This is a genomic window from Avibacterium avium (assembly GCF_900454535.1).
GTDB classification, from domain to species: domain Bacteria; phylum Pseudomonadota; class Gammaproteobacteria; order Enterobacterales; family Pasteurellaceae; genus Avibacterium; species Avibacterium avium.
In genome coordinates this window covers 1,296,512-1,310,919 of record NZ_UGSP01000001.1, presented here as the reverse complement: position 1 = coordinate 1,310,919, position 14,408 = coordinate 1,296,512, and the positions used below count along the sequence as shown (strand labels likewise).

13 protein-coding genes and 1 tRNA gene are annotated in these 14,408 nt (G+C 40.9%); 7 read left to right on the top strand and 7 right to left on the bottom strand.

Going from position 1 to position 14,408, the window contains the following annotated elements:
* Positions 1-88: 88 nt before the first annotated feature.
* The gene (gene recR, locus DYC50_RS06465) at positions 89-694 is read right to left on the bottom strand and encodes a recombination mediator RecR (protein ID WP_103853094.1); all 606 of its coding nucleotides are present in this window, start codon (positions 692-694) and stop codon (positions 89-91) included.
* Positions 695-777: 83 nt separating this feature from the next.
* Complete coding sequence (locus DYC50_RS06460; protein ID WP_103853095.1) at positions 778-1,107, bottom strand: YbaB/EbfC family nucleoid-associated protein; 330 nt, start codon at positions 1,105-1,107, stop codon at positions 778-780.
* A gap of 118 nt (positions 1,108-1,225) precedes the next feature.
* On the opposite strand from DYC50_RS06460, the gene DYC50_RS06455 reads away from it, so the two are divergent.
* The 3 genes from DYC50_RS06455 (at position 1,226) to DYC50_RS06445 (ending at position 3,743) form a co-directional block, all read left to right on the top strand.
* Positions 1,226-3,154, top strand: coding sequence for a DNA topoisomerase III (locus DYC50_RS06455; RefSeq protein WP_115250173.1), 1,929 nt, complete (start codon positions 1,226-1,228; stop codon positions 3,152-3,154).
* A gap of 149 nt (positions 3,155-3,303) precedes the next feature.
* Entirely contained in the window at positions 3,304-3,642 is a 339-nt protein-coding gene (secG, locus tag DYC50_RS06450; RefSeq protein WP_115249482.1) for a preprotein translocase subunit SecG, read from the top strand.
* Between the two features lie 15 nt (positions 3,643-3,657).
* Positions 3,658-3,743, top strand: a tRNA-Leu gene (locus DYC50_RS06445).
* Between the two features lie 530 nt (positions 3,744-4,273).
* Here DYC50_RS06445 and DYC50_RS06440 read toward each other — a convergent pair.
* Positions 4,274-4,630, bottom strand: a complete 357-nt coding sequence (locus DYC50_RS06440) for a 6TM ABC transporter family protein (protein WP_115249481.1) — start codon at positions 4,628-4,630, stop codon at positions 4,274-4,276.
* A gap of 36 nt (positions 4,631-4,666) precedes the next feature.
* A complete protein-coding gene (gene fdhD / locus DYC50_RS06435; protein ID WP_115249480.1) occupies positions 4,667-5,497 on the bottom strand; it encodes a formate dehydrogenase accessory sulfurtransferase FdhD in 831 nt (276 codons plus the stop codon).
* 231 nt (positions 5,498-5,728) lie between these two features.
* On the opposite strand from fdhD, the gene fdnG reads away from it, so the two are divergent.
* From fdnG to fdhE, 4 genes are all read left to right on the top strand, one after another.
* Positions 5,729-8,785: a formate dehydrogenase-N subunit alpha gene (fdnG, locus tag DYC50_RS06425; protein WP_147284854.1), complete on the top strand. Its 3,057-nt coding sequence runs from the start codon at positions 5,729-5,731 to the stop codon at positions 8,783-8,785.
* 1 nt (position 8,786) lies between these two features.
* Complete coding sequence (fdxH, locus tag DYC50_RS06420; RefSeq protein ID WP_103853121.1) at positions 8,787-9,710, top strand: formate dehydrogenase subunit beta; 924 nt, start codon at positions 8,787-8,789, stop codon at positions 9,708-9,710.
* Entirely contained in the window at positions 9,703-10,389 is a 687-nt protein-coding gene (locus tag DYC50_RS06415; protein ID WP_103855323.1) for a formate dehydrogenase subunit gamma, read from the top strand. Before fdxH ends, DYC50_RS06415 begins: the two co-directional genes overlap by 8 nt.
* A gap of 87 nt (positions 10,390-10,476) precedes the next feature.
* Positions 10,477-11,385: a formate dehydrogenase accessory protein FdhE gene (fdhE, locus tag DYC50_RS06410; protein WP_115249478.1), complete on the top strand. Its 909-nt coding sequence runs from the start codon at positions 10,477-10,479 to the stop codon at positions 11,383-11,385.
* Between the two features lie 82 nt (positions 11,386-11,467).
* On the opposite strand, the gene DYC50_RS06405 is transcribed toward fdhE, so the two are convergent.
* The 3 genes from DYC50_RS06405 to DYC50_RS06395 form a co-directional block, all read right to left on the bottom strand.
* Positions 11,468-12,103, bottom strand: coding sequence for an MBL fold metallo-hydrolase (locus DYC50_RS06405; protein ID WP_115249477.1), 636 nt, complete (start codon positions 12,101-12,103; stop codon positions 11,468-11,470).
* A 77-nt stretch (positions 12,104-12,180) separates the two neighbouring features.
* Entirely contained in the window at positions 12,181-12,741 is a 561-nt protein-coding gene (gene mepK, locus DYC50_RS06400) for a peptidoglycan L,D-endopeptidase MepK (RefSeq protein WP_115249476.1), read from the bottom strand.
* A 92-nt stretch (positions 12,742-12,833) separates the two neighbouring features.
* A complete protein-coding gene (locus tag DYC50_RS06395; RefSeq protein WP_115249475.1) occupies positions 12,834-14,348 on the bottom strand; it encodes a L,D-transpeptidase family protein in 1,515 nt (504 codons plus the stop codon).
* Between the last annotated feature and the right edge of the window lie 60 nt (positions 14,349-14,408).

Here is a 14,408-nt window from a genome sequence, read left to right as displayed (position 1 = left end):
GATGCCCTATTATAAGGGCATTATTTTTAAAGTGCGGTGCTTTTTCTGTTATTTTTCTTGGGCATCGTAGATAAAAATATCTATTTTCCTAATACTGAATCTCTCTCCGCCCTGAGAAAGAATGCCCGAGGGTGTTGCTATCCACGGTTTCTAACTCGCCGCCGACAGGAATGCCGTGCGCAATGCGGGTTACTTTGATATTTTGTTGCATACAAAGTTCCGCGATGTAATTGGCGGTTGCTTCGCCTTCCACCGTTGGGTTGGTGGCAAGAATCACTTCACGAAAGGCTTCATTTTGTAGGCGTCTGTTTAGTAAATCTAAGCCGATTTCTCTTGGCCCAATGCCGTCTAACGGGGAAAGATGCCCCATTAAGACAAAATAACGCCCTGAAAATTGCCCTGTTTGTTCAATGGCTTGAATGTCGGAAGGCTGCTCTACCACACAAAGCAAGCCTGTGTTTTGACGGCGTGGATTATTGCAAATGGTGCAAACTTCTTCTTCCGTAAAAGTTCGGCACTGTTCGCAATGGCCAATTTGCGACATTGCGGCGGTTAATGCGCGCGCCAGATCCATTCCACCGCTGCGATCTCGTTGCAATAAATGATAGGCCATTCGTTGTGCAGATTTCGGGCCAACACCGGGTAAACAGCGTAATGCGTCAATAAGATTTTCTAATAATGGGCTTGTTTGCATTGTTTTGCCTAAAAATAAACAAAAAACGCACCGCACTTTGATTTTTAATAAGAAACAAAGTGCGGTGCAAAATTAGGGAAAATTTAGAATGGCATTTTAAAGCCAGGGGGTAATGACATTCCTGCGGTAACAGATGCCATTTTTTCTTTTTGCAATTCTTCTGCACGGCGAACCGCATCATTGAATGCCGCTGCGATAAGATCTTCAAGCATTTCTTTATCGTCTTCCATTAGCGAAGGATCGATTTCAATGCGGCGACAATTATGCGCGCCATTCACGGTGATTTTTACCAAGCCTGCGCCTGATTCGCCTGTTACTTCTAACTGTGCAATTTCTTCTTGCATTTTTTGCATACGATCTTGCATTTGCTGGGCTTGCTTCATTAAGTTGCCTAAGCCACCTTTTCCAAACATAATTTTTATCCTCAATGTTAATAAGTAGCGACATTCTAACGAAAAATTAATAAATTGGGAATAATCAAATCTGTGTTAGAATGCCGAACTTTGTTTTAGATGATTGATGTTGTCCCCTATGCGATTATTTATAGCCGAGAAACCTAGCCTTGCCCGAGCCATTGCTGATGTGTTGCCCAAACCTCATCAGCGCGGTGATGGTTTTATTCGCTGTGGTGAAAATGATTGTGTTACTTGGTGCGTTGGTCATCTGTTAGAACAAGCCGAACCTGACGCTTACGATCCCAAATTCAAAACTTGGCGTGTGGAAGATTTGCCTATCGTGCCGCAAAAATGGCTGCTTATCCCAAAAAAATCAGTGAAAAAACAGCTAGATACGGTAATAAAGCTGATTCATCAAGCAGATCTACTTATCAATGCCGGCGACCCAGATCGTGAAGGGCAATTGTTGGTGGACGAAGTGTTTAGCTACGCCAATCTTTCTGCTGAGAAAAAAGCACAAATTCAACGCTGCTTAATTAGCGATTTAAACCCAAGTGCGGTACAAAAAGCGGTAAAAAAATTACAATCGAATCAAAACTTTATCCCTCTTGCCACCTCAGCGCTTGCGCGCGCCAGAGCGGATTGGCTGTATGGCATCAATATGACGCGTTCTTACACTAAGCGTGGACAGAATGTGGGCTATCGTGGCGTGCTTTCGGTAGGACGAGTGCAAACGCCTGTGCTGGGCTTAATCGTTCGCCGTGATTTAGAAATTGAAAATTTCCAACCGAAAGATTATTTTGAAGTACAGGCTTTTGTGCAAACCAAGGAAGAGATTCCGCAAAAATTCACCGCACTTTGGCAGCCAAGTAAAGCGTGCGAAGATTATCAAGATGAAGACGGCCGTGTGCTTTCCCGCGCCTTAGCGGAAAATGTGGTAAAGCGCATTACAGGCCAGCCTGCAACGGTAACGGATTATCAAGACAAACGCGAAAAAGAAACTGCGCCTTTGCCTTATTCCCTTTCCGCCTTGCAAATTGATGCGGCAAAACGCTACGGGCTTTCAGCGCAAGAAGTGCTGGATACTTGCCAGCGCTTATATGAAACGCACCGCTTAATTACTTATCCACGTTCCGATTGCCGTTATTTGCCCGAAGAACATTTCGCTGAACGCCATAAGGTGATGAATGCCATTTCCATTCACGCGCCCGATTATCAGCCGTTACCGACTATTATCAATCCTGAACAGCGAAACCGTTGCTGGAATGATAAAAAGGTGGAAGCGCACCACGCGATTATTCCAACGGCAAAAAATCGGCCTGTCAATCTGACGCAAATGGAACGCAATATTTATCAGCTTATCGCGCGTCAATATCTCGCCCAATTCTGCGCAGATGCGGAATACCGCCGTTGTAAAATCACCTTAAATATTTCAGGGGGAAAATTTGTCGCGGCAGCGAGCAATTTACAAGTGGCTGGCTGGAAAGAACTTTGGGGCAAAGAAAATGATGAACAAAATAACGCTGAACCCTTGCTGCCTGAAGTGGAAAAAGGGCAAGAATTATTCTGTGAAAAAGGCGAAATTCTGAGTAAAAAAACGCAACCGCCAAAGCCCTTTTCAGATGCGACATTGCTTTCCGCTATGACTGGGATTGCGCGTTTCGTACAAGATAAAGCGTTGAAAAAAATCTTACGCGAAACCGATGGTTTAGGCACAGAAGCCACGCGTGCCAGCATTATTGAACTGCTATTTAAGCGTGGTTTTGTTTATAAAAAAGGGCGTCATATTCATAGCACCGAAACAGGACGAATTTTAATTCAAGCCCTGCCTGACATCGCCACGCTACCAGATATGACCGCCCACTGGGAAGCACAGCTCAACAGCATTAGCCAAAAAGCGCTGAGTTATCATCAATTTATGCACGAATTGGTGCAATCCCTGCCTGCAATGCTCAGTTATACCAATTTTGATGCATTACGACAGCTCGGGGTACTTTCAAGACAAATGGCCACCAAGACTGCCAACAAAGGCAACAAACGCAAAAGTGCGGTAAAAAAATCGTAAATTTTTTGCTGCACTTTTCAGCAAAACAGAAAAATTTGCTTACAATTAAAACAACTAACCATTTTTTGCTGAAAATCCCTTGCGTGTCCTTGTAATATTCGCTAATATTCGCGCGTTAAATTTGCTATTCAAGAACAAGAGAAGAAATAATGTATCAAGCACTGTTAATTATCTACTTAGTGGTTTCCGTTGTCCTTATTGGTTTCATTTTAATCCAACAAGGTAAAGGTGCAAATGCAGGCGCATCATTCGGTGGCGGTGCATCGGGTACAGTATTTGGTGCAAGTGGTGCAGGTAATTTTTTAACTAAAACCACCGCTATTTTAGCGATTGTTTTCTTCGTTGTAAGTATTGCTATTGCGAATATTAATTCTCACAGAAATAACGTTGAAACAGGGAAATTTGATAATCTTTCACAAGTTGCTGAAAAAATTCAAGAACAGCAACCAAAAGTAGAAGAAAAACAAAACTCAGATATCCCACAATAATTTAAACCGAATTTTGCTCTGATGGTGGAATTGGTAGACACGCTATCTTGAGGGGGTAGTGTCCATAGGACGTGCGAGTTCAAGTCTCGCTCAGAGCACCAAAACACTTAACTAAGCCTTTCGTAACCGCTCGAAAGGCTTTTTTAATGCCTGTAATTTCAAGGATTTAGCTTGTTTTACCTATCGAAACTAATCGTAGTCAATTGACTTAAATCGCAGTTTTTAGTAACTATAATAGTAACCACGAGCGGAATATAGTTACTAATCGCTCTTTCATAGTTACTAAAATTACGGAGATACTAGATATGGCGCGTATTATCAAGCCTTTAACTAATACAGAAATTGAGCGGGCAAAACCACAAAACAAGCCCTATACTTTATTCGGATCATTATCTGAAACAGCAACCTGATAAGATTCTACTATTGATATTTGCTTTCCAACACTTTTCCTTGTCATTGATCTAGCTAAGACATAATTCATCACCCTCTTTCGGTGTAGTATTATCACTGTAAATATTTCATCATTTTTTAAACCAACAACAGAATAAAAAATCCCATTACTGCCCTCTATGTCCCACCATTCGACATCAATGGCAATACATAGATTTATCTAATTAGATTTTATTAGCTATTACATTTTTATATGAATGTTTATGTCTAAATCTTTACTATTACCATCTTTATCGGTAAAGGTTGCTTTTCCTTTAATTACATTTTCAACTTCATTTGCTTTATTTTCTAACTTAGCTAAACGGGCTTGAATAATCGGGCGCTGAATTTCTTTATTTAGGCTCTCGATATATTCATTATAACGCTGTTCTTCTGCACTAAGCGTTTTTGTTTTATTCTCTCTAATTATGCTAATCAGGCCAAAAGCAATCGCCAAAGAAAATGCGATGCCAACATTTACCCAGCCTATTGCGTCAAATACAAACCATACATAAATAGCTATAAATGGAGAAAACATAAACAAAATCAATTTCAACATAATTCCTCCTTATAATGGAAAATAATTGATGGGTAACTACAAATCCTTAGCAAAATTCAACCGCTCTTTTCCAGTGTAAACCGTTGCTCTGCCCTCTCTAGCGAAGCCAATTAAGGTAAGTTGGCTTTGTTTGGCTTGTTGCACTGCAAGGGCGGTCGCAGCGGAGATGGCGACTAGACATTCAATGCCAGTGCTTACGACTTTCTGTACCATTTCATAGCTCGCTCGGCTAGAAATTAGCACAAAGCCTTGTTGCTTCGGTTGTTTGGCGTACCAGCCTAAGAGTTTATCCAAGGCAACGTGGCGGCCTACATCTTCTCGGATAGCAATCAAGTTTCCTTGCAAATCAAAAAAGGCGGCGGCGTGAGTTGAGCCTGTTTGTTGTCCAAGCTGTTGGGCTGAATGTAATTTTTTCGGGCAATCGTCAAGAAGAGAAATATCCAAAACATAAGTGCGGTGCAAAATGGGCAAGTTTTTGTGGATTTGATCAAGCTGTTCTGTGCCACAAATGCCGCAGCCTGTTCTTCCTGCTAAAGTGCGGCGGCGTTCTTTGAGTGCGACAAAACAACGTGTGGCAATTTCTATCTGCACTTCAATGCCATTACAGGTTTCTTCTACATCAATACCATAAATGTCCGCAGGCTTTTCAATAATGCCTTCGGTTAAAGAAAAACCAAGGGCAAAATCTTCCAAATCTTGTGGCGAACACATCATTACGGTGTGGCTAATGCCGTTATAAACTAGGGCTACGGGGTTTTCTACGGCGAGATTATCTTCTCGTTCTTCGAGCAAAAAATCGTTTCCCTTTTGTTGGCTATTTGTTAATTTTTTGAAAAAAATAATTGGCGATTTTGTGATCCAGCTCAAGCCTTTCCCCTTCTTAATCAAGATTATTTATGGATTTTGCCCGTAAAAAGGCGTATCCTTAGCATTGTATGTATTTTGCTAATTGTAATACAATTTGCAATAAACTATACAGTACTGAATTTCATTGATGTACAAAATATAAATTTAAGCAAATTCAGTACCCAAACGAATATCGAAAAATTCTACTACTACACAATAACACAACAATTTTGTTGGTTAAGGAGTATCTCTATGCAGGTCACAAGAAGAAAATTCTTTAAGATCTGTGCAGGTGGTATGGCAGGGACGTCTGCGGCGATGTTGGGCTTTGCTCCAGCAACAGCTTTAGCAGCTCCTCGCGAATACAAGTTATTACGCGGTAAAGAAACCCGTAATACCTGCACCTATTGTGCCGTAGGCTGTGGTATGTTGTTATACAGCTTAGGTGATGGCGCAAAAAATAGCGTGGGTAAACTTTATCACATTGAAGGGGACCCCGATCATCCAGTAAGCCGTGGGGCGCTTTGTCCGAAAGGGGCAGGGGCATTAGATTATGTAAATAGCCCACGCCGTGTGAAATATCCTGAAGTGCGTGAGCCAGGTTCAACAGAATGGAAACGTATTTCTTGGGAAGAAGCCATTGAGCGTATCGCAAAACATATGAAAGCAGACCGTGATGCCAACTTTGTGTTAAACAATGAAAATGGCACGCCTGTTAATCGTTGGATGACATCAGGTTTCTTAGCAGGCTCTGCTTGTAGTAATGAAACCGGTATCTTAACGCAAAAATTTGTGCGCTCACTCGGTATGATTTATACCGACAACCAAGCGAGTATCTGACACGGACCAACGGTAGCAAGTCTTGCTCCATCATTTGGTCGCGGTGCGATGACCAACCACTGGGTTGATATTAAAAACTCTGATTTAGTAATCGTAATGGGCGGTAACGCTGCGGAAGCTCACCCTGTTGGGTTCCGTTGGGCGATTGAAGCGAAAAAACAAAATGGTGCGAAGTTAATGGTGGTTGATCCACGCTTTAACCGTACAGCTTCAGTTGCAGATATTTATATGCCATTACGTTCTGGGACAGATATTGCATTTTTATCTGGCGTTATTCGTTATTTATTAGAAAAAGATCAAATCCAACACGAATATGTTAGACATTATACGAATGCGGCATTCCTCGTTGATGAGAACTTCAAGTTTGAAGATGGCTTGTTCTCAGGCTATGATCCTGAAACTCGCAAATATGATCGTTCAACTTGGCGTTATCAGTTTGATGCGGAAGGTCAGCCTATTCGTGATCTAACCTTACAACACCCTCGTTGCGTGATTAATCTGTTAAAAGATCACGTTTCTCGTTATACCCCTGAAATGGTAGAACGTATCACGGGTACACCACAAAAAAGTTTCTTACAATTCTGTGAAGAAATTGCCAAAACCTCTGCACCTGATAAAGCTGCAACCTTTATGTACGCATTAGGTTGGACTCAACATACTGTGGGTTCACAAAATATTCGTACGATGGCGATGATCCAGCTATTACTCGGTAATATCGGGGTTTCTGGCGGTGGTGTGAATGCGTTGCGTGGACACTCAAATGTACAAGGGATTACGGATTTAGGTTTATTCCCACATATGTTGCCTGGCTATATTCCATTGCCAACCGAAGCGGATACCAGTTTAGAAAACTTCCTAAACCGTATTACGCCAAAAACAATGATGAAAGATCAGGTGAACTACTGGCAAAATACGCCGAAATTTATGGTAAGTATGCTGAAAACCTTCTTTGGTGAAAAAGCTACTGCTGAAAATGAATTCGGCTACCATTATTTACCGAAATTGCCGAAAGGCGGTATGGATCAAATGCGCTACATTGATGAAATGTATCAAGGTCGCGTAAATGGTTATTTCTGCCAAGGAATGAACCCTGTTGCCTCTTATCCAAATTCAGGCAAAATCATCAAAGCCTTAAGTAATTTGAAATACTTGGTGATTATGGATCCGTTAATTACGGATACCTCGGAATTCTGGAAAAACTACGGTGAATTTAATGATGTGAAAACAGAAGAAATTCAAACCGAAGTATTCCGCTTACCAACCACTTGTTTCGTGGAAGAACACGGTTCAATCGCTAACTCTGGTCGTTGGTTACAATGGCACTGGAAAGCTGTTGATGCCCCATTTGAAGCGAAAAGCGATGGTGAAATTCTTTCTGAATTAAGAGCTGCATTAATCGAGCTTTATCACAAAGAAGGTGGCGTATCACTGGATAGCCTTGAAGCGATGAGCTGGAACTATGATAATCCGCTCGAGCCAAAAGCAGAAGAAGTGGCGAAAGAAATGAACGGCTATGCCTTACAAGATCTCCTTGATGCCAACGGCAACGTGATCTTGAAAAAAGGTGAGCTACTTTCAAGTTTCGCACAAATGCGTGCTGATGGTAGCACATCTGGTGCGTGCTGGATTTATACTGGTCAATGGACACAAAAAGGTAACCAAATGGCGAATCGCGATAACGCAGATCCGTCTAACTTAGGTAACACCTTAGGTTGGGGCTTTGCGTGGCCGATGAACCGCCGTATTATTTACAACCGTGCAAGTGCGGATTTATCTGGTAAACCTTGGAATCCAAAACGCCAGTTGATCAAATGGAATGGCAAAAACTGGAACTATGTGGACGTGGCAGACTTCGGTACAGCGCCGCCAAATAGTCCTACCCTACCATTTATTATGCAACCTGAAGGGGTAAGTGGTTTATTTGTGCGTGAACGTATGGCTGACGGCCCGTTCCCAGAACATTACGAACCAATTGAAACACCAATTGGCACAAACCCACTGCATCCAAATGTCGTATCCAACCCTGTGGCGCGTATTTTGGAAAGCGATAAAGCAGACATTGGCACTTCGGAAGAATTCCCTTATGTGGGTACAACCTATCGTCTAACAGAACATTTCCACTTCTGGACGAAAAATGTGTTACTCAATGTAATTGCCCAGCCAGAACAATTTGTTGAAATTGGCGAAGCACTTGCAAAAGAGAAAGGCATCAATAATGGTGATTATGTCAAAGTTACCTCAAAACGTGGTTATATTAAAGCCGTAGCTGTGGTAACCAAACGTATCCGCCCACTCACTGCCGATGGCAAAGCCGTGCATACCGTAGGTATCCCAATTCACTGGGGCTTTGGCGGTATTGGTAAACAAGGTTTCTTTGCCAATAACCTCACCATTCGTGCAGGTGATGCAAATACACAAACACCGGAATCAAAATGTATGTTGGTAAATATTGAGAAAGTGGGGGCATAATATGGGAACTATTCAATCGCAAGATATTATTAAAGCCTCTGCAACATCGGGATTAACACCACCACCGCAAGCGCGAGATCATCAGCTTGAAGTGGCAAAACTGATTGACGTTACCACTTGTATCGGCTGTAAAGCCTGCCAAGTGGCTTGTTCAGAATGGAATGATATTCGTGCCGAGCCGGAAAAATGTATCGGCTCATACGATAACCCGATTGATCTCAATGCCAAAGCTTGGACGGTGATGAAATTCAATGAAGTTGAAGAAAATGACCGTCTAGAATGGCTGATCCGTAAAGATGGCTGTATGCACTGTAGTGAACCGGGCTGTTTAAAATCTTGCCCATCACCGGGTGCGATTATTCAATATGCAAACGGCATCGTTGATTTCCAATCAGACAAATGTATCGGTTGTGGTTACTGTATCGCAGGTTGTCCATTCAACATTCCAAGAATGAACCCTGAAGATAACCGTGTGTACAAATGTACGCTTTGTGTTGATCGCGTTACCGTGGGTCAAGAACCAGCTTGTGTGAAAACCTGTCCAACAGGCGCAATTCATTTCGGTACAAAAGAAGAAATGAAACATTATGCAGAAACCCGTATTGCTGATTTGAAATCCCGCGGTTATGAAAATGCTGGGCTTTATGATCCAGAAGGTGTGGGTGGTACACACGTTATGTATGTGTTGCATCACGCTGATAAGCCAGAGCTTTACTCAGGCTTACCGAAAGATCCACAAATTGACGTTACCGTGAAATTATGGAAAGACGTATTGAAACCAGTTGCAGCAGTGGCAATGGGAGGCTTAGTGCTTTCTGAAATTGCGCACTATCTTGCAGTTGGGCCAAATACGGAAGATCTAGAAGAACACGAAGAAGTCGTGCCAGAAGATGAACAAGCACATAAAGGAGGCGAAAATGAGTAAAGTTAAGATCAGCAACGATCAACGAGTTGTTCGCCACAAATTGCCTGCGCGTTTAAGTCACTGGTTACTTGTAATCTGTTTCTTCACCACAGGGTTATCAGGGCTTGCATTCTTCTTCCCTGATTTTGCTTGGCTAACGGAAATCTTAGGTAACCCAAGAATTGCCCGTTTTATCCACCCATTCACTGGAATCATAATGTTTATTGCCTTTATCAATCTTTGCTTGATTTACTGGCCTTACAACATTCCTGAAAAAAATGACTGGGTATGGCTAAAAAATATTAAAGAAGTCTTAAAAGGCAACGAACACGCCGTTTCAGACAACGGAAAATATAATTTAGGGCAAAAAATGCTATTCTGGACCTTAATCCTTGCAATGGTTACCCTACTAACAACAGGAATTATTATGTGGCGACAATATTTCTCCCATAATTTCCCAATTCCTGTTATCCGCATTGCCATTTTGCTGCACTCAGCTAGTGCCTTTATGCTCTTTACTGGTATTATGGTACATATGTATATGGCATTCTGGGTGAAAGGTTCTATTCGTGGAATGGTTGAAGGTTGGGTAACGGTACGCTGGGCGAAAAAACATCACCCACGCTGGTTCCGTGAAGACATTCTGCCTGAACTTGAAAAAGAAGCCGCAGAAAAAGCGAAAGAAAAGCACGCTAAATAATTAACAATGGCAAAGTGCGGTGATTTTTTGCAAAATTTTGCAAATTTACACCGCACTTTCTTTATTGACGAACGTTAATGAAAAATTATGAGTATAAAAATCCTACCAAAAGATGAAATTGTACAAGCTGCCAGCTCTTTTCATCACCCGATTCTTTTATTTTCCAACCCGAAAAATCTTTACCAACGCCGTGCCGAACGCCTGCGTTCTTTAGCGCAAAATCACCCAATGGCGGATTACCTTAATTTCGCTGCCAATATTGTTGATTGTCAGCTTGCGCTACTGAATGAACAGCCTGTTACGCAAGAAATTGAAATCAGCACGGAAACTAGCGTTCCCCTTGACATCACAAAATGGCAGCGCGATCCCCAATGGCGAGATTTGCTGCGCACCTTACTCAATAAAATGAAAAATAACGGCAATGAAAGTGTACAAGCCACTATTGAGAATTTAGAAAAAGCTTCTGACAGCGAGCTTGAACAACTTGCCGACAAATTGCTTGCGCAACAATTTTCTGAAGTCAGCAGCGACAAAGCCTTATTTATTTGGGCAGCACTTTCCCTTTATTGGATTCAGCTTGCTCAACAATTACCGCAAAATAGTAAAATGGAAAGCGGTGAACACCTTCATCTTTGCCCAGTATGTAATGCGCCGCCAACAGCGAGCGTGGTACATTTTGGCTCAGAACAGGGTTTGCGTTATGTGCATTGCTCTCTTTGCGAAAGTGAATGGAATGTGGTGCGTAGCAAATGCACCAACTGCAATCACACAGGGAAATTGGATTATTGGTCAATCGACAGTGAATCTGCGCCAGTGAAAGCAGAAAGCTGCGGCGATTGCCATAGTTATCTGAAAATGATGTATCAAGAAAAAGATCCTTATGTGGAAGCCATTGCCGATGATCTGGCAAGCATTTATCTTGATATTGAAATGGAAGAAAAAGGCCTTGCGCGCAGTGGTTTAAATCCGTTTATGTTTCCAAATACAGGGGAATAAAGAAAATAAGTGCGGTCTATTTTCCGTGATTTTTTAACTAAAAACGAGCTGGAATACTTCACCAGCTCGTTTTTATTTTCCTTTATAAATTCGCTAAGAAAGGATTGCTTTTCTTTTCCTGGCCAATGGTAGTATAAGCACCGTGTCCTGGAATAATCACCATTTCATCGGGAAGTGGATATAATTTCTGTTTAATCGTATCTAATAATGTTTGATGATCGCCACCCGGTAAATCTGTTCTTCCTACTGAATTTTTGAACAATACATCACCAGTAAAGGCTACATTTTTAGTCTTTTCAATAAAACCAATATGGCCTGGGCTATGTCCTGGAAGATGTAACACATCAAAGGTAAAATCCCCCACTTCAATGACATCACCTTCATTAAGCCAACGATCAGGCAAAAATGCGCTTAATTCAAATAGCAATCCAAAGCGTTCTGCCTGCTGTGGAAGCCCTTCAAACCAATATTTATCAGCTTCCTGTGCGCCCAAAATCTCAACACCAAAATGATGCTTTAATTTTTCCGCTGCCCCAATATGATCCAAATGTCCGTGGGTAAGTAAAATTAACTTTAAATTTAAGCCTAGCTCTTCAATGCGCTTAATTAATTTCTCTGCTTCACCACCCGGATCAATAATTGCTGCATTTTTCTCATTATCCCAAATTAATGAGCAATTTTGTTGAAAAGGGGTAACAGGGATAATTTCAATATTCATTTTATTTCCTTTTATATATGCTATTTAAAACAATAAAACCGCAATCACTTGCGGTTTTATGATGATTAGAATAATGATTAGCTACCACGCCAAGTACGCACTGGGCCTGTATCAATATGAATAAAATTACTTCTTGGATAATAACCCACACCACCGTTATTTAAACTTTCAGCAGCACGTTTTACTCTAGCAAGGGGTACGCCATCAATACGGAAATCAATGGCTTGACCACGCATATGGTAGCTGTTACTCGCTACACCACGACTTTTACGATGCATTGCCGCATTGCTTGTCGGGGAGCGGTAACCACAGATAATTTGAATTTCAGTATTGCGTAAACCTAAATTTTTTTGAATTTGATAAAATTTATGGAAAAGTCTTGGATCCATTTTATGCACTTTATTATTACGTTTATCGCGTAATAAATAATCCAACTTCTTTAAGTTGCTGGCCGAAAATCCGCGTGCAATGTTAAATTCGCCACTAAATGTATCGCCAGTGTTAATATTTCTAAAACGCAAAAGACCTGGCTTTGGCGTTGAAAGTGCGGCTAATACAGTATTAGGTAAAAATGAAACCCCTAAGGCAATTCCACCTAAAGATAGCCATTTTCTACGATTTTTATCAATTCCAGTCATACACATTACTTACTTTAAATTTATCATCTTTTATTCTGACTAAATAATATTGAATTAGTTCAATAAAATTTAGTCAAAAGATGAAATTCCCCTTACATAATATATTTTCTTACTGCATTCCAGTTTATATAGCTAAGATTCGGCATGGAATCATAGCCATAAATATCAGGCAACGTATAAGTTTTACCGCCATCAATCCAAGCCGTTACATAATATAAATAAACTGGATTACTTGAACGAATATTGGCTGAAGTCGTTTTCTTACTACTTAATACTTTACGTTTTCTGTCTTCTGACCAACCTGCCTCTTTCAATAAAATTGTCGCTAACTGATCAGATTGTTGTACACGAATACAACCAGAACTTAACGCACGATCTTTTTTGCCAAATAAGCTGTGGTTTGGTGTATCGTGCAAATAAATTGCATCACTACTTGGCATATTAAATTTATAATTCCCTAATGCACTATCCCCTGGCGCTTGACGGATACGATAAGGGAATTTACTTCCAATCGCTGCCCAGTTAATGGAATGTGGATCAATCGTGCGTCCTGAACCATCGGTAATGGTATAACCATGACGTGCAACATAGCCTGGATCACGTTTAATTTTCGGCACTAAATCTTCATTAATTAAACGTGTTGTCGGTGTCCAAGGTGGGTTCACCACAACATTACTTAATTTACTATACATTACAGGGGTTTTACGCGCTTGTTTTCCAACAATAACACGCGAATTTAACACCACCTTGCCATCGCGATAATAATTAAGCTGATAACTTGGGATATTTACGAAAATACCATTAGTAAATTCAGGCAAAATTCTCAATCGCTGTGTATTAATGGCTAATTTATAAATCTGCTTCCGATCAGCATTACCTGATACTATTAACGCTTCTAATTGATGTAAGGTTTGACGATATAGATGGTTTTTGCCAGAAAGTTGGCTAATAAAAGCAGAATTTTGATTATTTTTCACCGCACTTAGCCACGCTTGAATATCCTGCTCTTTTGGTTCATTTGCTTTATAAGCATTTGAGCTATAAAGCCAACGTTGTGCAGAATTTAAGGCGTTTTTACTATAAAAAAGATAATCTAAAAACGCATCTGTTAATAAAATATCACGCACCAAAGGATCTTGGTTCTCACTTTTATAAATACGATCTAAATTCTGTGCTGATTGACGTGAAACACCACTTGCCACTAATGCTGCATAATCACGCAAAAACTGCTTTTCTGCCTTTTTATCTTCCCATAATAAAACATAATCATTTTGGGTATAAATTTTCGCTACGGCAGACTTAAACTGTAACGGCTGTGTGCCAATAATATCTGTCAAACGTTGTTCAGAACGCTCTTGCTGCTCAGCGTTAAGACGCTCATCTTCTGCTTTACGCTCAGCAACTAATTTATCCGCAATGGCTTGTTTTTCAAGAAGCAATTGTTCATTGGTTAATTTCACCTTTTTAACGACATTGGATTGTGTCATTGGCGTTGCAGAAACCACTGGCGCTGCTTGTGTTTGTGCCGCAAGCACCGTTCCAACATAAGCATAAGACGTCAATAAAGTTGCTACTTTGGCTAACTTAAATGAAGTCGTTTTTAACATATTTGAGTCCTTAAATTGAAAGTTTATTATTGTAATTAGCTAAACTTATGTGGCAATCAT